This window comes from Microbacterium neungamense (assembly GCF_024971095.1).
Taxonomy (GTDB): Bacteria; Actinomycetota; Actinomycetes; order Actinomycetales; family Microbacteriaceae; genus Microbacterium; species Microbacterium neungamense.
The window spans coordinates 2368316-2388771 of the sequence record NZ_CP069717.1; the positions used below are offsets into that span (position 1 = coordinate 2368316).

The following is a 20456-nucleotide window of genomic DNA, read 5'->3' on the forward strand; positions in this document are numbered from 1 at the left end:
CCCCGGCTTGCCGGGGGGCAGGCGGCGGATGCCGGGGGGTCAGGCGGCCGATGCGGCGGCGGATGCGGCGGCGGGGAGGGCCGCCTCGATCGCCGCGAGCTCCTCCTCGCCGTGGGCGGCGGTAAGGAACCACGCCTCGAAGACGCTCGGCGGCAGGGCCACCCCCTGCTCGCGCATGGCGTGGAAGAACGGCGCGTAACGGAACGACTCCTGCCGCTGCGCCTGCGCGTAGTCGCGCGGCGCCTCGGGAAGGAACGCCACCCCGAACAGGTTGCCCGCGCGCGGCACGGCGTGCACGACCCCGGCATCCGTCAGCGCGGCGTCGAGGGAGGCCGCCAGGCGGTCGGCCGCGGCGTCGATCGCCGCGTACACCTCGGGGGTCGCCAGGCGCAGCGTGGCGAGCCCTGCGGCGACCGAGAGCGGGTTGCCGGACAGCGTGCCCGCCTGGTACACCGGGCCGACCGGCGCGAGCAGGTCCATGATCTCGGCGCGGCCGCCGAGCGCCGCCAGCGGCATCCCGCCGCCGACCACCTTGCCGAAGGTGATGATGTCGGGCTGGTACTCCTCGCCGGCCTGCTGCTGCAGACCCCAGAAGCCGGCCGGATGCACGCGGAACCCGGTGAGCACCTCGTCCAGGATCATCAGCGCGCCGTGTGCGTGCGCGGTCTCCGCGATGAGGCGGTTGAAGCCGGGCTGGGGCGCCACGACGCCCATGTTCGCGGATGCCGCCTCGACGATCACCGCGGCGATGCGCTGTCCGTGCTCGGCGAACACCGCGGCGAGCGCCTCGGGGTCGTTGTAGTCGATGACGAGCGTCTGCGCGGCGATCGGCGCCGGCACGCCCGCCGAACCGGGCAGGGCCAGGGTCGCCACCCCGGAGCCGGCCGCGGCGAGCAGGCCGTCGGAGTGGCCGTGGTAGTGGCCGGAGAACTTCACCAGCAGGTCGCGTCCGGTGGCGCCTCGTGCCAGGCGGATCGCCGTCATCGTCGCCTCGGTGCCGGTGGACACCAGGCGCACCCGCTCGACCGGGCGCACATCGCCGTGGCGCACGCGGTCGGCGATCAGCTGCGCGAGCTCCACCTCGCCCTCGGTGGGGGCGCCGAAGGACAGTCCGCGCGCGGCCGCCTCCTGCACCGCCTGCACGACCTCCGGATGCGCGTGGCCGAGCAGCGCCGGACCCCAGGACGCGACGAGGTCGATGTACTCGGTGCCCGCGGCATCCGTCACCCGCGCCCCGCGAGCGGATGCCAGGAACCGCGGCGTGCCGCCGACCGAGCCGTACGCGCGCACCGGCGAGTTCACCCCGCCGGGGATGACGGTGCGGGCGGTGTCGAAGAGGTCGTCGTTGCGGTCGGTCATCGGGAGGTGTCCTTCGTCAGCGGAGCCAGCGGGCGGCCTCGGCGGCCCAGTACGTGAGCACGGCGTCGGCGCCGGCGCGGCGGATCGACAGCAGCGACTCGAGCACGGCGGCAGGGCGGTCGATCCAGCCGTTGGTCGCAGCCGCCTCGATCATCGCGTACTCCCCCGACACCTGGTACGCCCACACCGGGACCTCCACGCTGTCGCGCACCTCGCGCAGCACATCCAGGAACGCCATCGCCGGCTTGACCATCACGATGTCGGCGCCCTCGTCCTGATCGAACAGCGCCTCGCGGACGCCCTCGCGCCGGTTGCCGGGGTCGAGCTGGTAGGTGCGGCGGTCGCCGGTCAGCTGCGAGTCGACGGCCTCGCGGAACGGGCCGTAGAACGCGCTGGCGTACTTCGCCGCGTACGCGAGCAGCAGCGTGTCGGTGAAGCCCTCGTCGTCCAGGGCCTGCCGCACCACCGCGACCTGGCCGTCCATCATGCCGGACAGTCCGAGCATCTGCGATCCTGCCTGCGCCTGCGCGAGCGCCATCGACGCGTACCGCTCCAGCGTGGCGTCGTTGTCGACCGCCCCGTCGCCGTCCAGCACCCCGCAGTGCCCGTGGTCGGTGAATTCGTCCAGGCACAGGTCGGTCTGCACCACCAGCGCGTCGCCGACCTCGGATGCCACGGCGGCCGTCGCGACGTTCAGGATGCCGTCCGGGTCGTCGGCCGCGCTGCCGATCGCATCCCGCACCGCGGGGACGCCGAACAGCATGACGCCGCCGACGCCGGCATCCGCGGCATCCGTCACCGCGCGACGCAGGGAGTCGAGGGAGTGCTGCACCACGCCCGGCATGGAGCCGATCGGCTGGGGCTCAGTCACGCCCTCGCGCACGAACAGCGGGAGCACGAGCTGGCGCGGCTCGAGCGAGGTCTCGCGGACGAGGTCGCGGACGGCGCGCGACTGGCGCAGCCGGCGCAGGCGGGTGTCGGGGAAGCGGCTCACCGGGCGAACTCGTCGGCGGCGTGCGGAAGGGTGAAGTGCGAGACCGCGTCGATCAGCGCGTCCACGGTCTGCTTGTCGGCGACCACCGAGATCGGCAGCCCGGCGCGGCGGGCGTCTTTCGCCGTGCGCGGGCCGATGGCCGCGAGAAGGGTGGTGTCCGGGATGTCGGGGAACTGCTCGCGCACCTGCTGCGCGACCGACCCGCTGGTGATCAGGATCGCGTTGATGCGTCCGCTCTCCACGTCGCGGCGGATCCGCTCGGTGACCGGGACCCCGACCGTGCGGTAGGCGACGACGCTGTCGACGTCGTGTCCGGCGAGGTTCAGCATCACCGACAGCACGGGCTTGGCGATCTCGCTGCGCAGCGACAGGATGCGCCGGGGCTCGGGCTCCAGCGCGATCAGCTGCTCGGCCATGCCCTCCGCCGAGTTGTCCTGGTCGGGCACCAGCGAGACCTCGTAGCCGACCGCCTGCAGCGCCGCCGCGGTGGTCTCGCCGACGGCGGCGACCTTGGTGCGGGACGGGATCTTCACCCGATGCGCGAACAGCACGTCCACCGTGGTCGCGCTGGTGATGGTGAGCCAGTCGTAGTGGCCGGACTGCAGGCGCTCCAGCGCCGCCTCGAGCACGCCCTGGTCGGCCGCGGGGGCGAAGTTTATCAGGGGCGCCACGACGGGCACGGCGCCCTGCGCTCGCAGACTGGCCGCGACCCCGTCGCCCCACGGGCCGCCGCGCGGCACGAGGACGCGCCAGCCGTGCAGCGGCTTCGCCGGTTTCGTTTCGGAAGCAGTCATCAGCATCACTCTCGCGGAAGGAGGTCGGCCGCCCCCTGTTCGAGCAGCCGATGAGCCACAGACATGCCGATGTCACGGATCGCGCGCATCGGGTCTGCATCATCGGCAGCATCCGCGCCGTTGCCGCTGCCGTTCCGTCGAATATACCCCCGGTTCAGGCGCTCCGTGACGTCGAGGCCGATCCTGCGGGCGCCGCCGGGCTCGTACACGACGGTGCGGATGCGGATGGTGTCGCCCGTGACGGCCGCGTGCGCGGCCATCGGCGCCTGGCATCCGGATTCGAGCCCGGCGAGGATCGCCCGCTCGACCGTCACCGCGATGCGGGTGTCCTCGTCGTCGAGGCGCGCGAGCGCCTGGCGCAGCTCTGCCGGCGCGTCCGCCGTCGTCTCCACGGCCAGGGCCCCCTGCCCCGGCGCGGTGGGCCACTCGGCGAGCCCGAGGTCCTCGCGATGCAGCTTCAGCTCGGCGCCGAGGCGGGACAGCCCGGCGGCGGCGAGGATGACGGCGTCGAGCTCGCCGGAGGCGACCCGCTCCAGCCGCGAGTCGACGTTGCCGCGGATGTCGACCGGCTGCGCGTGCGGGGCACGACGGCGCACCTGCGCGATGCGCCGGGGAGCGCCGGTGCCGACCGTGCTGCCGGAGCGCAGCTCGTGCAGCGGCGTGCCGCCGCGGGTGATCACGACGTCCCTGGCATCCTCCCGCGGCGGGGTGGCGGCGATGACGAGGCCTTCCGGCACGGCGGTGGGGAGGTCCTTCAGGGAGTGCACCAGGATGTCGCAGTCACCGGCGAGGAGCGCCTCCCGGAGGCGGGTCGCGAAGACGCCGCGGCCGCCGATCTCGGACAGGGATGCCCGGTTGGTGTCGCCCTCGGACGTGATCGGCACGAGTTCGACGGGGCGCCCGGCGGCCTTCTCGAGGGCGGCGGCGACCTGGCCGGACTGCGCCTGCGCGAGGGCGCTGCGGCGGGTGCCGAGGCGGATCGGGGCGGACATCACTGCAGGACGTCGGCGATCTCGTCGAAGCGGAGGCGGCGGCCGGTGTAGAACGGCACCTCCTCCTTCACGAAGCGGCGCGCGTCGGTGTAGCGCAGGTCGCGCATCAGGTCGACGAGCTCGACGGGGTCGTCGGCCTCCAGCGGCAGCAGCCACTCGTAGTCGCCGAGGGCGAAGGCGGCGACGGTGTTGGCGATGACGCCGGTGAACGCTGCGCCCTTGCGGCCGTGCTCGGCCAGCATCCGCCGGCGGTCCTCCTCGGGGGCGAGGTACCACTCGGGCGTGCGCACGAACGGATACAGGCAGAGCCACTGCTTCGGCTCGACACCGCGCAGGAACCCGGGCACGTGGGCGCGGTTGAACTCGGCGTCGCGGTGCACGCCCATCACGTTCCAGACCGGCAGCAGGGTGCGCAACAGCTCGGTGCGGCGCAGCCGGCGCAGGGCCCGCTGCAGCTCCTCGGCGGTGTCGCCGTGCAGCCACACCATCAGGTCGGCGTCGGCCTTCAGCCCGCTGACGTCGTAGAAGCCGCGGACGGCGACGCCGGAGTCCTCGATGTGACCGACGATGGTCTCCAGCTCGGTGGCGTCGCTCTCGGTGACGGCGAGGTCGGGGTTGCGCCGCCACACGGCCCACAGGGTGAATCCGGACGGGTTCTCATCGCGCTGCTCGGACATGCTTCCAGTCTGCCCCTTCCGCGCGAGGACGGCGAACCGGAGGACGACGAACCGGGCCGCGGCAGCGGGCTGAGCGCGTCGAGCGCGCCGGATCAGCGGGACAGTGCGCGGGCGATCACCCAGACCAGCCCGCCGACGGCCACCGCCGCGCCGACGGCCGCGGCACCGGCGCCGACCGGATTGCGCTGCGCGAAGATCTTCGCCCTGGCGATGCCGCGCCGGGACGCCTGCTCGATCCGCCGCGGGAAGTTCCCCTTCACCTCGATGGCCGCCAGCGCCGCTTTCAGCTCGGCGCGGGCGGACGCCACCGGGTCGGTGATGCCGGCGGGCACGGCCGTGCGGGGAAGCGGATGCGAGACGGAAAGCGATTCAGGGGTGGTCATGACCGGCGCTCCTCACGATGCGGACGTCTTCGGCGACCGCCTGGGCGGGGTTCTCGCGCCGAAGCACCTTGCGGAACTTCAGGATGCCGAGCAGCGCGAACAGCAGCGCCACGATCAGCAGGATGCCGAACACCGCCAGCGCGGACAGCCAGACCGGCCACCACGAGGAGAGGCCGGCGATGGCGAACACCAGGATGACCGGCACCGCCCAGAACAGGAAGAACAGCGCGATCAGGAACCAGACGCTCCCGATCCCGGCGTCCTTCGCGGTGCGCGACACCCACACCTTGGCCGCGTCGATCTCGGCCTTGACGAGGTTCCCGACCAGCTCCGGGAGGTCGCCGATCAGCGTGAGCAGGCTGTCGTCGGCGCGGTCGCGGTATCCGCGCATCTCAGGCGATCCCGCTGGGACCGGACGCCGACTCGTCCTCTCCGGACGCCGAGCCGGTGGACGCGCCCGCGCCCTTGGCGTCGGACTTCTTCTTCGCCGCGGCGACGGTCTTCTTCGCGGCCTCGCGGGTGTCCTCGGCGGCCTCCGCCACGTCCTCGGCGGCGTCCTTGCTCGCGTCGATCGCGGAGTCGAGCTTCTGCCCCGGCGTGCCCGATCCGGACATCGAACGCACGACCTTCACCGCGCCGTCCCACAGGGCGCCGGGCACGGCCGCGGCCTGCGACTTCGCGAAGTCCTGCACCTTCGCGACCTGCTCCTGCACCGCGTCGCGATTCCACACCTTCAGCCACTGCTTCTTGATCTGCTCGTAGCGCTCGCGCCCTGCCCGTGACCCGAGGACGTATCCGGCTCCGAGTCCGATGACGAGTCCGATCTTGCCCTTCATTGGGGGCCTCCTCACGTTGTGTGCGGCGTGGTCGCGAGCCCGCGATGGGGCGCGACCGGCTTCCCAGGGTAGTCGCATATTCCCGATTCAGCATCTAGTCTTGCGCGACGCGGCCCGGAGGGGGAGAATGCCCGGTCAGTCCCAGAGCAGGGCGTGCCGCAGGCGGTCGGCCTCGGCGACCGCGTCCGGCACCACCTGCGCCAGCCCGGTGCCGGCGAGCCAGGCCCCGACCGCGGCGAGGCCGGGCGTGCGCCGGATCGCGTCGCGCGCGGCGTCCCGCCGTTCCGCGGCGCCGATCAGCGAGGACGGCTGCGCCTGCACGAACCGGGCGCGGTGGCCGGCGCGCAGCTGCGAAGGCTCGAGCGGGACGCCGAGCATGGCGGATGCCTCGGCGAGGGCGAGCCGAGCGGCCTCCGCGTCGTCGAGTGCGGCGGTCGCCGCCGGCTCTCCCTGGCTGCCGAAGGAGACCCGGACCACGTGCCGCCCGGCCGCGGCCTCCCGCAGCCAGCCCCACTTCGCCGTCGAGTGCGTGAGCGCCTTGGCGGCGCGGCTGCCGGGCACGGTGAGCACGCCGCTGCCGCGGGGCGCGGCGTCGAGGGTGGCGGCGTCGAGCAGGAGCGTGACGATCTCGATCTCCGGCGCCGCGCCGGGGGCGCCGAGGGTCGCGATCCCGTCCAGGAGGGCTCGCGCCGCCGGTTCCGGCACGGCGAGGATCACGCCGGTGGCGCGCAGCGCCTCGGCGGCGGCCCCCAGCGGCTCGCAGGCGTCCGCATCCGCATCCGTCGACGCCTCGTCGACGTCGACGATCCATACGCCGCCCTCGCGCCGCAGCGCGGTCGCGCGCACGCCGGTGCGGATGCCGGCGCCGTAGGTCTCGAGGTCTGCGCGGAGGGCGTCCACGAGCCGACCCATGCCGCCGTGGAGCCCCTGCACCGCGGAGCCGGGCGCCGTGCGCGCCTTCTGCTCCTCGCGGAGGACGGCGACCGCACCGGAGAGGGAGCCGACGCGGGTGAGCGCGGCGTTCAGGCCGGGGATCGCGACGTCCACATCGACGTCGTCCGGGTGCGCGGAGTAGACGCCCGCCGTCACCGGGGCGACGAGCCGGTCCAGGACGCGTGCGCCCATCCGGGAGCGGACCAACCTGCCCAGGCTGTGCTCGTGGCCGATGGTCAGCGGCGGCCGCAGCCGGTCGAGGTACGCGCGCCACGCGCCGCGCCAGCCGATGATGCGGCGGACGTCGTCGGCGAACGGATTCGCCAGGATGCCCAGCATCCCGCCGACCGGCAGCGGAGCATCCGCGGCATCCGGGATGCCGGTCAGCCACGCGCCGCCGCCCTCGGGCGACACGATCGCCTCGCCGAGTCCGAGCTCCTCGACGAGCCGGCGCACGTGGCCGCCCCGGGTGGCGAAGCTCTCGGCCCCGGCGTCCACGACCAGCCCGTCCAGCGTCGCGCTGCGCACGGCTCCGCCCAGCCGCTCCTCCGCCTCGAGCACGGTCACCGGCATCCCGACCTTGGCGCACTCGCGGGCGGCGACGAGTCCGCCGATGCCGCCGCCGATCACGACGACGTGCTGCTGTGCGGCGCGGGCGGCGAGTTCGGCGGGATGCTCAGCGGTCATGGTGACTCCAGGTCGGCGCGGTCAGGCGTGGGCGAGCTCCACGATCCGCGTCAGCTGATCGGGGTCGGTCTCCGGGGGCACGCCGTGACCGAGGTTGAGGATGTGCCCCTTCGCGGAGCGGCCGCGTGCGATGACGTCGCGGACGTGCGCCTCGAGCACCGGCCACGGCGCCTGCAGCAGGGCGGGGTCGATGTTGCCCTGCACGGCGGTGTCGGGGCCGAGGATGCGGATCGCCTCGTCCAGCGGCATCCGCCAGTCCACGCCCACGGCGGAGGCGACGCCCTCCAGCCGCATGTCGGCGAGGAACGGTCCCGTGCCGACGCCGAAGTGGATGGTCGGCAGACCGATGCCGTCGAGCGCCGCGCGCGAGTGCGGGGCGACGAAGGCGCGGTAGTCCGCCGGGCTGAGCGAGCCGGCCCAGGAGTCGAAGAGCTGCACGACGGATGCCCCCGCGTCGCGCTGGATCTCCAGGAAGCGGCGCGAGATGCGCGAGAGCCAGCCGGCCAGGCGGTTCCACGACGCGGGGTCGGCGCGCATCATGGCGCGGGCGCGGAGGTGCTCCTTCGACGGCCCGCCCTCGACGAGGTAGGCGGCGAGGGTGAACGGGGCGCCGGCGAAGCCGATCAGCGGGGTGTCGCCCAGCTCCGCGCAGGTGATCCGCACCGCCTCCGCGATGGCGGTGCCGTCGAGATCAGCCGGGTCGATCGCGGTGATGCGGTCGACGTCCTCGGCGGTGCGCACGGGACTCGCGAACACCGGCCCGCGCCCGGGCTCGATCTCGACCTCCACGCCGGCCAGCCGCAGCGGGATGACGATGTCGCTGAAGAACACGGCCGCGTCGACCCCGTGGCGGCGCACCGGCTGCAGGGTGATCTCGGCCGCCAGGTCGGGGGTCAGGCACGCGTCCAGCATCCGGGTGCCGACGCGCAGCTCGCGGTACTCGGGAAGGGAGCGTCCCGCCTGTCGCATGAACCAGACGGGAGTGCGCTCCGGGGTCTCGCCGGCGAGCGCGCGCAGCAGGTCAGTCATGCGCACCATCCTTTCACCGGCTTGCTATGCATCCGCCCAGCCGCGGGCCAGCCTGGTTAGGCCTCCCTTAGAGGCCGTGATCAGCGGCAGCGCGTAGAATCGACGCGTGCTGCTCTGCGTCACGGCGAGTCACAAGACCGCGTCTTTCGACCTGCTCGAACGCCTCAGCCGCCACCCCGAGACCGTCGCCCCGACCCTGATCGAGGCCGGTGCGCAGGGGGCTGTCGTCCTCGCCACCTGCAACCGCTTCGAAGCCTACGTCGAGACCGACGACGCCGAGGCGATCGGATCGGAGGCGCTGCTGGAGGCCGTCGCGCAGGCCACCGGCGTGCCCGCGGACGACCTCGACGGCGCGTACCGCATCATCCGCGACCGCCGCGTCCCGGAACACCTGTTCGCCGTGGCATCCGGTCTCGAGTCCGTCGTGTCCGGTGAGGGCGAGATCGCCGGGCAGGTGCGCCGTGCGCTCACCTCGGCCCGCAAGAAGGGCACCACCTCCCCCGAGCTCGAGCGCCTGTTCCAGCGCGCCAGCGAGGCGCAGCGGAAGGTGAAGAACGTCACCGCGCTGCACCGCGCCGGACGCTCCCTGGTGCGTCTCGCGCTGGAGCTGGCCGACAGCCGCATCGCCGACTGGTCCGCCGAGCGCGTGCTGCTCGTGGGCACGGGGGCGTACGCGGCGGTCACCCTCGCCACGCTCCGCGAGCGCGGAGCCGTGGACATCTCGGTGCACTCCCCGTCCGGTCGGGCCGCCGTGTTCGCGAAGAAGCACGGCATCCGCGCGATCACCGCGGAGGAGTACCCCGCCGTCGCCCGTCACTCCACGCTGCTCATCACCTGCACCGGCGCCACCGAGCCGGTGCTCGGGCCGGAGCAGCTGCGGCGCCCGGCCGCCGTCGGCGGCGGATGCCCGGTGCACGCCGCGACCGGTTCCGGTTCCGGCGCGCAGCTGGTGATCGACCTGGGCATGCCCCGCAACGTCGACCCCGCGGTCGCGCAGCTCGAGGGCGTCGCGCTGCTCGACCTGGAGACGATCCGCCTGCACGCGCCGCTCGAGGAGCTGCAGGCGACGGATGCCGCGCGCACCGTCGTCCGCGAGGCGGCCGAGAAGTTCCACATCGTCGGATCCCGACAGAGCGTGACCCCGGCCGTGGTCGCGCTGCGCACGCACATCTTCGGTCTGCTCGAGGCGGAGATCGAGCGCGCCCGCCGCCGCGGCGACGAGGACGGCCGGGTCGAGCAGGCCATGCGCCACCTCGCCGGCGTCCTGCTGCACACTCCGACCTCCCGCGCGCACGAGCTCGCCGCCGAGGGCCGCGCGGACGAGTTCGTCGCCGCCCTCGAGACGCTGTACGGCCTGACGCCCGAGGCGGATGCCGCGGGCGAGACCTCCGCGACGGCGTAGGTCCCCGGCGTCGCAGACGCGCGGGGTGTCGGCGCCGGCGGGAGAAGAACGCACCTCCCCGGCCCGTCCGCGATGCGTAAAGCTCCCCGCGCCGCAGCATCCGTCCGCCGCCGGGAGAAAACCGCACCCTCCGCACCCTCACGGGATGCGGAAAGCTCCCCGCGGCCCGGCCGCGACGAAGCCGCGCTCCGCGGATCACGACAGCCGGCGCCAGACCGGAGGCATGGCCCTTCACATCACCGGAGGCACCGCGCCGACGACTTGCTGACCAGCAACCCGCTGGCGCTGCTGGTGGGGATGCTGCTCGTCCAGCAGGTGCGCTGGCCATTGCTAGCTGCTATTGACATACGCGTTCCCTCGACGCAGCAGAACTGCCTCCGGTTTCAAAGCGAGCTCTATTCGGCCAGGCAGCGCGTCGGTGTCGTAGACCACAGCTATCATCTGGATCATGCCGCTTAGCCCCGACGACGTATTCATTCCCGGTGGACTTCCGCACGAAACTTATGTGTCTCGTGATCACCTCCGGCTTGAGGAGGACCTAGGCCGTTGGCTCGAGCGCCGTCAGAAGCCGCTCCTATCTGTGTCAGGCCCGACCAAGTCCGGCAAGACAGTGCTTCTCAAAAGGACCATTCCCGATGCGATGTGGCTGTCGGGCGGAGCGATCGACACTGCAGATGACTTCTGGGCAAGTGTCTGTGACGAGCTTGAAGTGTTCACTGAGCACCACCTCAACGTCACTACTGCTCACAGCACCGGAGCGGAGGTTGCGGGTGGAGCCAATGCTGCAGTGGTCTCGCTGTCAGGTACGGGTCGCGTCGAGAACACTCTCGACAAGGGCATCTCCCGTGGCCGCAAGGCTAACTCCCGTTCCGTTGCAAGGAAGGCGCTTGGTGAAAGACGGCCCGTCGTCATCATTGACGACTTCCACTACATCGATGCCGAGCAGCAACTCCTGATCGTCCGTGGACTCAAGGATCTGATCTTCGATGGACTTGCGGTCGTGGTAGCCGCAGTTCCGCATCGCGCGTACGACGTGGTGCGCGTCGAGAAGGAAATGACCGGCCGAGTAGAGCCACTCCCTGTTGCGCAGTGGGAGGAGCAGGACCTGGCGTTGATCGCTACCCAGGGTTTCCAGGCACTTGGGGTCACTGTGTCACCCGATATTGTCTCCCGCCTCGTGGCCGAGAGCTTTGGAAGCCCCCACCTGATGCAGACGCATTGCCTGAATCTGAGCATCGCAAATCGACAGGGTCGCATACTTAGCGAGGTGTTCGTGGAGCCCGACTGGCGGGAGTTCTTCGAGAAGCAGGCGTCCGCGACTTCGAAGTCGGCGTTCGATCTGCTGAAGACGGGCCCTCGTACACGCACTGACCGCATGGTCAGAAGTCTGAAGTCTGGCATCCAGACGGATATTTATGGCGCTGTGCTGGCGGCGATTGAGAACACAGGACCCCGGACGACGCTCGGCTATGACGACATCCGTGCCTCGTTGCGCGAAATCCTTAATTCGGAACTGCCCCAGCGGCACGAGATTACGAATGTTCTCGAGCAGATGACCTCGATCGCGAAGGACAAGATCGAAGGAGAGCCCGTTCTTGAGTACGATGCCGAGTACTCGACGCTTCACCTCGCCGACCCGTTCTTTGCATACTACCTTCGCTGGGCCCCGCCAGGACTAAAGAACATCGCCGTGACCCGGTCGAACGGGAGTGCTTCAACTTAGCCGTTGCGCTACTTAATAGCGGCCGTCTCTGTCCATCTGGATGTCTCCGGTTGCGACGATGCCCTCGGCAGTGAGCAGCGTCGAGCGCATCTGAGGGTGTGAGTTATCAAATACAGCACTTTCGGCGGTCGACCATGCGCGATGTCAGACTGGAGGCATGGCCCTTCACATCACCGGAGACACCGCCGCCGACGACCTGCTGACCACCAACCCGCTGGCGCTGCTGGTGGGGATGCTGCTCGACCAGCAGGTGCCCATGGAGACCGCGTTCGCCGGACCGCTCAAGATCCAGCAGCGCACGGGCGCTGCGGATGCCGCTGCGATCGCCGGCATGGACCCGGATGCCTTCCTCGAGGCGTTCAGGCAGACCCCGTCGGTGCACCGCTTCCCCGGTTCGATGGCCGCCCGCGTGCAGACCCTGTGCCAGACCATCGTCGACGAATGGGGCGGGAACGCGGCCGCGATCTGGACCGAGGGCGACCCGGACGGCCCCGAGGTGCTCCGCCGCCTGAAGGCCCTCCCCGGGTTCGGCGAGCAGAAGGCGAAGATCTTCCTGGCGCTGCTGGGCAAGCAGTACGGCTACACGGGTGAAGGCTGGCGCGAAGCATCCGCTCCCTACGGCGAGGAGGGCTCGTTCCGCAGCGTCGCCGACATCGTCTCCCCGGAGTCGCTCGCCAAGGTGCGCGAGCACAAGAAGGCGATGAAGGCCGCCGCCAAGACGGCGAAGTGACGTCGAGCCCGGCGGTGTCGGATGCCTGGCCGGACGCCTGCGCCTTCGAGAGCGGGTCGGTCTCGGTGACCGCCTGAGACCGACCCGCTCGAACCCGTTCAGCCGTCGTGGACGGTCGCGAGACCGGTGAGCGGCTCGGTGATCGCCGACAGGTACGCCGAGTGATCGGCCGAGGTGAGGTTGTACGTCACGTACACGCCGTACCCCTGGTGCTTCGTGTGCACCGCGAGCTGGCCGGCGAGCTTCTGCGAGGTGGCGGTGAGATCGGCCGCCGCAGCGCCGAGCTGCTCCTAGCACCCACAGGACGGCGGGCCCGACGAGAAGCCAGGGCGTGTACCAACGATGCGATCGCATGATCAGGCTCCTTGTGGGTGCTGGTGTCCGGGGATCACTTGTCGATGCGGTTCTCGTTCGCGTAGTCGACGATCTTGTCGAGCGCCTCCTTCGCAGACATCTCACCGCTGATCGCGAGGGCGATCTGCTGGTTGAAGTAGGTCGACATGTCGCCGGTCCACTGGAACGGAGCGGCCTTCGCCTTCGACAGCGAGTCGAACATCACATCCATGGCCTCCGCCTGCGCCGGCTCGAGGTCGCCTTCGACCGCCGACAGCGCCTCGGCCGGCATGGCCCCGGCGGCGTACGCGTCGGCGTACTTCTGCATGATCGCCTCGGCCTCGGGGGTGTTGAAGGTGAAGGTCCCGTCCTCGTCCATCACCGGGATGCCCGCCGAGATGAACGTGTCGACACCGGGCATCGAGGAGACCAGCTGCACCTTGCCGTTCGAGGCGGTGGCGACCTCCTTGGCGGTGTCGAGCCACTCGTCGGTCGTGGCCGGGAGGTTGTCCTTCGTGATGCCGTAGGGCTCGAGCGCCGCGAGGTTCCACCACGAGGCGTCGCTGCCGAGGTACCAGGGCAGACCGTAGGTGCCCTCGGTGCCGCTGTAGCTGCTGTAGGCGGTCCAGCCGCCCTCGTTGTACTGCGACTCGAGCCCGGGGTCGGCCTCGGCCAGGTCGAGCAGCTTCCCGGCCTTCACGAGCGGGAAGGCGATGTCCGGCGGCCGGTTCAGCACGTCGGGCAGGGTGTTGGAGTTGGCCTGGCTGAGGATCTTGTCCTGGTAGCCTTCACCGGGCTGGTCGAGCCACTCGACGGTGACCTCCGGGTGCTCCTTCTCGAACTCGTCGATGAGGGCCTCGAAGTACGGGGTGAACTTCTCGTTCTTCAGCGACCAGGTCTGGAACTTGATCGTTCCAGTGAGCTCGCCAGAGGTGTCGATCGGGCCTCCCCCGCCGGCCGCACCGGCCCCGCCTCCGCCGGTGCACGCGCTCAGGGCGAGCGCCGTCGCGCCGGCGACGCCGACAGCAAGGATCTTTCGGATCTTCATGGACTTCTCCTTCGAAGGGCCCAGGGTCGTTTCGCCTTCGGGCGTGGCGACCGGTTCCTAAAACGCTATAGTGGCGTAAGCATGCCATAGCGACGACGCATCGTCCAACCCCGATCTGCCGGGGACGGAGCATCCGATTCAGGAAAGGACCGCCATGTCCGCGCCACTCTCGGCCGACGCGCCACTCTCGGCCGACGCGCCGCGCTCGGCCGGCGCGCTGCTGCGCTTCGGCGCGAACTACACGCCGGCTACGCACTGGATGCACTCCTGGCTGCACCTCGACCTCGACTCCGTGCGCCGGGACTTCTTCGCCCTCGCCGAGCTGGGTCTCGATCACGTGCGCGTCTTCCCGCTGTGGACCGTGCTGCAGCCGAACCGCACGCTGATCCGCGAGAAGGCCGTGGCCGACGTCCGCGCGGTCGTCGATGTCGCAGCGGAGTTCGGGCTGGACGCGAGCGTCGATGTGATCCAGGGCCACCTGTCGAGCTTCGACTTCGTGCCGGCGTGGCTGTACACGTGGCACGACCGGAACATGTTCACGCATCCGGACGCGGTGAGCGGCCAGGTGGCACTCGTCGAGCGCTTGGGCGCCGCGCTCGCGGACGCCGGCAACTTCCTCGGGTTCACGACCGGCAACGAGACCAACCAGTTCTCGGCGAAGACGCATCCGTCGCCGTGGCCGGTGACCGAGGCCGAGGCGTCCGCCTGGATCACCGCCCTGCTCGAAGCCGCCGACCGCACCGCCCCGGGCCTGCCCCACGTGCACAGCGAGTACGACGCGGTCTGGTACATGGACGGGCACGGCTTCACGCCGGCGCTCGCGTCGCGCCTCGGCGCGATGACGACCGTGCACTCATGGATCTTCAACGGCACGGCGCAGCGCTACGGCGGGCGCTCGGTGGCATCAGATCGTCACGCCGAGTACATGATCGAGCTCTCCCGCGCCTTCGCGACCGACCCCGCCCGGCCGGTCTGGCTGCAGGAGGTGGGCGCCCCGTCGAACTGCCTCACCCCCGAGGAGACCCCCGGTTTCCTGGAGGCGACGGTGCGCTCGGCGGCGCGCACAGAGAACCTGTGGGGCGTGACCTGGTGGTGCTCGCACGACGTCAGCCGCGAGCTGGCGGACTTCCCCGAGCTCGAGTACACACTCGGGCTGATCGGCCAGGACGGCGCCGCCAAGCCGATCGGCCGCCGCTTCGCCGAGCTCATCCCCGCGCTGCGCGAGCGCCGGCCTGCACCGCCCCGCACCCTCGGCATCGTGATCGAGGTCGACGAGCATGACGTGCCGGTCAGCCGCGGCGCGCTGAGCCCGGGCGGCTCGGTCTTCCAGGCCTGGGTCGACGCGTGCGCCGACGGCGCGGACCCGGCGTTCGTGACGTCGACCACGGCAGCGGATGCCGCGGCGCTCGCCGCCCGCGGGATCACCGAGCTCGTGCGCCCCGGCATCGGAGAGGCACCGGAGTACGCCTCGCAGAACACCGTCGTCGGGCACTGAGCCCGGCCTGGTCCCCCCTGAGCCCCCGAGCCCGTCGACGGGTCACCGACCCGGCGGGCTCGTGCTCTCCCTGGTCGTGAGCGTCGGCAGCGGACCGAGCCGGTCGGGCAGCTTCTCGCCCGACTCGATCTGCGCGAGCAGGAACTGCGCGGCCTGCTCGCCGAGTGCGAAGGTGTCGCGCGTGAGGCAGGTGATCGACGGGTGCACGAGCCCGGTCACCACCGAGTCGACGAAGGACGCCAGGGACAGTCCGGTCGGCACCGCGACGTTCATCTCCTGCGCCACCCGGAGGCCGGCGATCGCCATCACGTCGTTGTCGTAGACGATCGCGGTCGGCCGTTCGCGGCGACTGAGCAGCATCCGCGTGGTGGCGGTCGCGGCGCTCGGCGAGTAGTCCGTGACGAACGTCTCGCCCGCCACGCCGCGCGCGGCCAGATCGCCGAGGACGCCGGCGCGGATGCGGGTGTGCTGGAACTCCTCGGGGCCGGAGACGTACGCCACGCTGCGGTGACCGAGCGCGGCCAGGTAATCGAACAGGGCGTGCGCGGCCTGGCCGTCGTCGAGCCATATCGCCGCCGGCTCCCCGGCATCCGACGCATGGCTGCCGATGACCACGGCCGGCAGACCGAGCTCGTCGAGCAGGGCGAAGCGGGGGTCGTCATCGCGCGGGTCGATCACGATCACGCCGTCGACCTGATGGGCGTTGCGCCAGCGGCGATAGGTGGCCATCTCCTCGTCGATGGACGAGACGAGGACGAGCTGCATGGCGATCCGCTGGGCGGCGAGCGCCGACTGGACGCCGGCGATCAGGTCGGTGAAGAACGCCTCGGTGCCGAGCGTGCGCGCCGGCCGGTTCACGGCGAAGCCGACGACCCCGGCACGCGAGCCGACGAGCGCTCGGGCCGCCGAGCTCGGCTGCCACTGGTGCTCCTCGGCGATCTCCAGGATGCGCCGGCGGGTCTGCTCGCTCACGCCGGGGCGGCCGTTGAGCGCGAACGACACCGCCCCGGGGGAGACCCCGGCGAGGCGCGCGATGTCGGCGATGGTGACGCGCTTCGTCCGTGACATAGACTCACCGTACTAGACCGTTTTAGTCGCCGCGATGGGGATCGCCCGCGCGGGTATCCCCCATTCTCACACCGCCAGAGGAGCACACTGTGCACGAAGAGACCTCGCTCACCGTCGGCCGCGTGAACCGCGTGCTCGTCGAGCGCGTCCGCCCCGCCATCCACTCGGCGCGGATCCCCTTCGAGATCGCGGCGCGCGCCCTGCCCGGCGAGCCGATCGCACCGGCCGAGGGTCTCGCCCTGGACTTCGAGCCGTTCACCGCCGGAAGCCTGTGGGGTCCGGCCTGGGGCACGACGTGGTTCCGTCTGCGCGGCGAGATCCCCGCCGCATGGGCGGGCCGTCGCGTCGAGGCGCTGATCGACCTGGGCTTCGACGTGAACATGACCGGATTCCAGTGCGAGGGCCTCGTCTACCGCCCCGACGGCACCCCGGTGAAGAGCATCAACCCGCGCAACCAGTGGCTGACCGTCACGGAGCAGGCCGCCGGCGGAGAGGCCGTCGAGTACTACCTGGAGGGCGCGTCCAACCCGGTGCTGCTCGACTACCACCCCTTCCTGCCGACGCAGGAGGGCGACATCCTCACCTCCTCCCCCGAGCCGCTGTACCGGGTCCGCCACATGGACCTCGCGGTGTTCGAGCCGGAGGTGTTCGAGCTCTCCCTCGACCTCGACGTGCTCCTCGAACTGCAGGCCGAGCTGCCGGAGACCTCGCCGCGGCGGATGCGGATCCTGCAGGCCCTGGATGACGCGCTCGACGTGCTCGATCTCCAGCGGATCCCCGAGACGGCATCCGCTGCCCGCGCGAGGCTCGCGGACGTGCTGTCCTCCCCGGCGGAGGCGAGCGCGCACCGCATCGCCGCGATCGGTCACGCCCACATCGACTCGGCCTGGCTGTGGCCGGTGCGCGAGACCATCCGCAAGGTCGCACGCACGACGTCCTCGATGACGACGCTGATCGAGGAGCAGCCGGAGTTCCTCTACGGCATGTCCAGCGCCCAGCAGTACGCGTGGATCAAGGAGCACCGCCCCGAGGTCTACGAGCGCATCAAGGACGCCGTGGCCGCCGGCCGCTTCCTGCCGCTGGGTGGCATGTGGGTCGAGTCCGACACCGTCATGCCGACCGGCGAGTCGCTGGTGCGTCAGTTCTCCTACGGGCAGCGCTTCTTCGAGCGCGAGTTCGGCGTGCGCTGCAAGGGCGTCTGGCTGCCCGACAGCTTCGGGTACTCGCCGGCGCTACCGCAGCTGATGCGCCGGGCCGGCTTCGAGTGGTTCTTCACGCAGAAGATCTCCTGGAACCAGCGCAACGTGTTCCCGCATCACACCTTCCTGTGGGAGGGCATCGACGGCTCGCGCATGTTCACGCACTTCCCGCCGATGGACACCTACAACTCCCAGCTCGCCGGCTCGGAGGTGGCGAAGGCGTCGCGACAGTTCAAGGAGAACCGCGTCGCGACCATGTCGCTGGCGCCGGTCGGCTGGGGCGACGGCGGCGGCGGGACGACGCGCGAGATGACCGGCCGCGCCGCCCGTCTGGCGGACCTCGAGGGGTCGGCGAAGGTGGAGTGGAAGCATCCGGACGCCTTCTTCGCCGACGCCCGCGCCGAGCTGACCGATCCCGCCGTGTGGGTGGGCGAGCTGTACCTCGAGCTGCACCGCGGCACCCTCACCAGCCAGCACGGCACCAAGGCGCTGCACCGCCGCGCCGAGCACGCGCTCATCGAGGCCGAGCTGTGGGCGACGACCGCATGCGTGCGACTCGGCACCGGGTACCCGTACGAGGAGCTCGACCGGCTGTGGCAGCTCGTGCTGCTGCACGAGTTCCACGACATCCTCCCCGGCACGTCGATCGCGTGGGTGCATCGTGAGGCCGTCGAGGTGCTCGGCAAGGTCGTGGCGGATGCCCGGCAGCTGGCATCCGACGCCCGGCATGTCCTGGCCGGCGACGGCGACCTCGAGCTCGTCTTCTCCCCCACCGACGGCGGTGCGTCTGCCCGCACCCCGGTCGTCGCCTCCCCGGTCATCGAGCGAGGCGCGGAGCGCCGAGACGACTCGGCCGACAACGCCGTGACCCTCACAGAGGAGTCCGGCGGCTTCCGCCTGGAGAACGAGCTGGTCAGCATCCTCGTCGACGGCTCCGGGCTCATCGTCTCGGCGGCCGACCGCACGACCGGCCGCGAGGCCATCCCCGCCGGGAACCCGGCGAACCTGTTCCAGCTGCACCAGGACTTCCCGAACATGTGGGACGCGTGGGACATCGACCGGTACTACCGCAACCGCGTCGAGGACCTCCGTGAGGCGGAATCCGTCACGGCATCCGTCGAGGACGGCGTCGCGACCGTCGTCGTCCGCCGGGCCTTCTCTGCGTCCTCGCTGGTGCAGACGATCACGCTCGAGCCGGGTGCGCGCACCGTGCTGCTGCGCACCGAGATCGACTGGAACGAGGCCGAGAAGCTGCTCAAGCTCGCCTTCCCGCTCGACATCTTCGCCCGCGAGACCCTGGCGGAGACGCAGTTCGGCTACCAGCGCCGCGTCACGCACGTGAACACGAGCTGGGAGGCCGCGAAGTTCGAGACCTCGATGCACCGCTTCGTGCTCGTCGAGGAGGACGGCTTCGGCGTCGCCCTCGTGAACGACTCGATCTACGGCTACGACACCTCACGCGACGCCGACGGGGACGAGGTCACCACGACCGTGCGCCTGTCGCTGCTGCGCGCGCCGCGCTTCCCCGATCCGGAGACCGATCACGGACGGCACGAGATCACCGTGGGCCTCGTCGTGGGGGCGGATGCCGCGATCGCGACCGCCGAGGGGCGCCGGCTCAACGCCCCGGCGACCGTCGTCCGCGGCGCGGCGGAGGTCGCCCCGCTCGTGCGCGTCGAGGGCGAGGGCATCGTCGTCTCGGCGGTGAAGCTGGCCGACGACCGCTCCGGCGACGTGATCGTGCGGGTGTACGAGGCGCTCGGCCGCCGGGCCACGGGCACGCTCATCGCCGACTTCGCGCACTCCGGCATCCGCGAGGTGTCGCTGATCGAGGACGAGCTGGAGAACCCGCGCCAGGGCGGCGAGCTGTCCCTGCGCCCCTTCGAGGTCCGCACGCTCCGCATCGCGCGCTGACCGCGTCTCCGACCGCGCCGGCGCGGCGGGCTCACCCGTAGCGCGTCACGATCTCCTCGGTGAGCGCCGGCCAGATCCGCTTGTGCGCCTCGCCGAAGGGCACGCCCGACAGGAAGGCGGCGGCGAGGTCGCGGGACCGGTCGATGAAGAGGAAGCTGCCCTGGGCGCCGAAGTGACCGGCGGTCTGCGGCGGCAGCGCGTCGCTCAGCCAGTGCGGCGTCTTGGCGCCCTTCAGCTCGAAGCCGAGACCCCACTGGTTGTCGGCGTACGTGCCGTAGCCGGGGACGAGCCCGCGCAGCCCCTCCCGCGAGACGGTCAGCGCCAGGTCGCGCAGCGCCGCGGGGATCAGCCGGGGGCGGAGCACCTCGCGGCCGAAGATGAGCAGGTCGCCGATCGAGGAGCGCGCGCCCGCGGACGGCCGGCCCGTGACATCCGTCTCCGTCATCCCGAGCGGCCCGGTCACCTCGCGGGCCATCCACTCGGCGAAGGGCATGCCGACGGCCTCGGCGACGTGTGCGGCGAGCAGGTCGAACCCGGCGTTGGAGTAGATGCGGCGCTCGCCCGGCGGGCGCTCCGGCTGGTCGCCCTCGAACGGCAGGCCGCTGGTGTGGTCGAGCAGGTGCAGCACCGTCGAGCCCTCCGGGCCGGCGGGGTCCTCGAAGTCCAGCAGCCCGTGCTCGACCGCGACGAGCACCCCCCACGCGGTGAGCGGCTTGGTCACGGACGCGAGGGGAAGCACGGCGTGCGGGTCGCCCTGCACCGCGAGCGTCTCCTCGGGGCCGGTGACCCCGACCAGGGCCGGATGCGGGAACCCGGCGGTCGCGGCGAAGGTCGTCGTCTCCACGGTGGACCGGCCTCCG

Annotated in this window: 19 protein-coding genes; 5 read left to right on the forward strand and 14 right to left on the reverse strand. The window is 71.4% G+C overall.

The window, feature by feature from the left end; translation table 11 throughout:
• Positions 1 to 39: 39 nt before the first annotated feature.
• From hemL to hemE, 10 genes are all read right to left on the reverse strand, one after another.
• Positions 40 to 1359 (reverse strand): glutamate-1-semialdehyde 2,1-aminomutase, encoded by a 1320-nt coding sequence (gene hemL, locus JSY13_RS11560; RefSeq protein WP_259606804.1) that lies wholly within the window; start codon positions 1357 to 1359, stop codon positions 40 to 42.
• 16 nt (positions 1360 to 1375) lie between these two features.
• A complete protein-coding gene (hemB, locus tag JSY13_RS11565; protein ID WP_259606805.1) occupies positions 1376 to 2353 on the reverse strand; it encodes a porphobilinogen synthase in 978 nt (325 codons plus the stop codon).
• Positions 2350 to 3147 carry a uroporphyrinogen-III synthase gene (locus JSY13_RS11570; protein ID WP_259606806.1) on the reverse strand — a complete coding sequence of 266 codons (798 nt, stop codon included), beginning with the start codon at positions 3145 to 3147 and terminating at the stop codon, positions 2350 to 2352. Before JSY13_RS11570 ends, hemB begins: the two co-directional genes overlap by 4 nt.
• Before the next feature lie 5 nt (positions 3148 to 3152).
• Positions 3153 to 4139 (reverse strand): hydroxymethylbilane synthase, encoded by a 987-nt coding sequence (hemC, locus tag JSY13_RS11575; protein ID WP_259606807.1) that lies wholly within the window; start codon positions 4137 to 4139, stop codon positions 3153 to 3155.
• The gene (hemQ, locus tag JSY13_RS11580; protein ID WP_259606808.1) at positions 4139 to 4816 is read right to left on the reverse strand and encodes a hydrogen peroxide-dependent heme synthase; all 678 of its coding nucleotides are present in this window, start codon (positions 4814 to 4816) and stop codon (positions 4139 to 4141) included. Before hemQ ends, hemC begins: the two co-directional genes overlap by 1 nt.
• A gap of 92 nt (positions 4817 to 4908) precedes the next feature.
• A complete protein-coding gene (locus JSY13_RS11585; protein WP_259606809.1) occupies positions 4909 to 5199 on the reverse strand; it encodes a hypothetical protein in 291 nt (96 codons plus the stop codon).
• On the reverse strand, positions 5186 to 5590 hold the full coding sequence (locus tag JSY13_RS11590) for a phage holin family protein (protein ID WP_259606810.1): 405 nt from the start codon (positions 5588 to 5590) through the stop codon (positions 5186 to 5188). The genes JSY13_RS11585 and JSY13_RS11590 overlap by 14 nt, the downstream gene beginning before the upstream one ends.
• A gap of 1 nt (position 5591) precedes the next feature.
• A complete protein-coding gene (locus JSY13_RS11595; protein ID WP_259606811.1) occupies positions 5592 to 6035 on the reverse strand; it encodes a hypothetical protein in 444 nt (147 codons plus the stop codon).
• Between the two features lie 135 nt (positions 6036 to 6170).
• Positions 6171 to 7655, reverse strand: a complete 1485-nt coding sequence (locus JSY13_RS11600) for a protoporphyrinogen/coproporphyrinogen oxidase (protein ID WP_259606812.1) — start codon at positions 7653 to 7655, stop codon at positions 6171 to 6173.
• 21 nt (positions 7656 to 7676) lie between these two features.
• Positions 7677 to 8684 (reverse strand): uroporphyrinogen decarboxylase, encoded by a 1008-nt coding sequence (hemE, locus tag JSY13_RS11605; protein ID WP_432806413.1) that lies wholly within the window; start codon positions 8682 to 8684, stop codon positions 7677 to 7679.
• 106 nt (positions 8685 to 8790) lie between these two features.
• Between hemE and JSY13_RS11610 the strand changes: the two genes are divergently transcribed.
• The 3 genes from JSY13_RS11610 to JSY13_RS11620 all read left to right on the forward strand — a co-directional run bounded on the left by JSY13_RS11610 (position 8791) and on the right by JSY13_RS11620 (position 12539).
• Positions 8791 to 10086 carry a glutamyl-tRNA reductase gene (locus tag JSY13_RS11610; protein WP_259606814.1) on the forward strand — a complete coding sequence of 432 codons (1296 nt, stop codon included), beginning with the start codon at positions 8791 to 8793 and terminating at the stop codon, positions 10084 to 10086.
• A 448-nt stretch (positions 10087 to 10534) separates the two neighbouring features.
• Complete coding sequence (locus tag JSY13_RS11615) at positions 10535 to 11809, forward strand: ATP-binding protein (RefSeq protein WP_259606815.1); 1275 nt, start codon at positions 10535 to 10537, stop codon at positions 11807 to 11809.
• A gap of 157 nt (positions 11810 to 11966) precedes the next feature.
• Positions 11967 to 12539 (forward strand): HhH-GPD-type base excision DNA repair protein, encoded by a 573-nt coding sequence (locus JSY13_RS11620; protein ID WP_259606816.1) that lies wholly within the window; start codon positions 11967 to 11969, stop codon positions 12537 to 12539.
• 98 nt (positions 12540 to 12637) lie between these two features.
• Here JSY13_RS11620 and JSY13_RS11625 read toward each other — a convergent pair whose 3' ends face one another.
• A complete protein-coding gene (locus JSY13_RS11625) occupies positions 12638 to 12763 on the reverse strand; it encodes a hypothetical protein (RefSeq protein WP_259606817.1) in 126 nt (41 codons plus the stop codon).
• 164 nt (positions 12764 to 12927) lie between these two features.
• On the reverse strand, positions 12928 to 13920 hold the full coding sequence (locus JSY13_RS11630; protein WP_259606818.1) for an ABC transporter substrate-binding protein: 993 nt from the start codon (positions 13918 to 13920) through the stop codon (positions 12928 to 12930).
• A gap of 154 nt (positions 13921 to 14074) precedes the next feature.
• Here JSY13_RS11630 and JSY13_RS11635 point away from each other — a divergent pair, with 154 nt between their 5' ends.
• Positions 14075 to 15415: a glycoside hydrolase 5 family protein gene (locus JSY13_RS11635; RefSeq protein ID WP_259606819.1), complete on the forward strand. Its 1341-nt coding sequence runs from the start codon at positions 14075 to 14077 to the stop codon at positions 15413 to 15415.
• A 42-nt stretch (positions 15416 to 15457) separates the two neighbouring features.
• On the opposite strand, the gene JSY13_RS11640 is transcribed toward JSY13_RS11635, so the two are convergent.
• Complete coding sequence (locus tag JSY13_RS11640; protein ID WP_259606820.1) at positions 15458 to 16483, reverse strand: LacI family DNA-binding transcriptional regulator; 1026 nt, start codon at positions 16481 to 16483, stop codon at positions 15458 to 15460.
• A gap of 89 nt (positions 16484 to 16572) precedes the next feature.
• Here JSY13_RS11640 and JSY13_RS11645 point away from each other — a divergent pair, with 89 nt between their 5' ends.
• Entirely contained in the window at positions 16573 to 19596 is a 3024-nt protein-coding gene (locus JSY13_RS11645) for an alpha-mannosidase (protein WP_259606821.1), read from the forward strand.
• A gap of 31 nt (positions 19597 to 19627) precedes the next feature.
• On the opposite strand, the gene JSY13_RS11650 is transcribed toward JSY13_RS11645, so the two are convergent.
• Positions 19628 to 20440 carry a serine hydrolase domain-containing protein gene (locus JSY13_RS11650; RefSeq protein ID WP_259606822.1) on the reverse strand — a complete coding sequence of 271 codons (813 nt, stop codon included), beginning with the start codon at positions 20438 to 20440 and terminating at the stop codon, positions 19628 to 19630.
• Positions 20441 to 20456 lie beyond the last annotated feature (16 nt).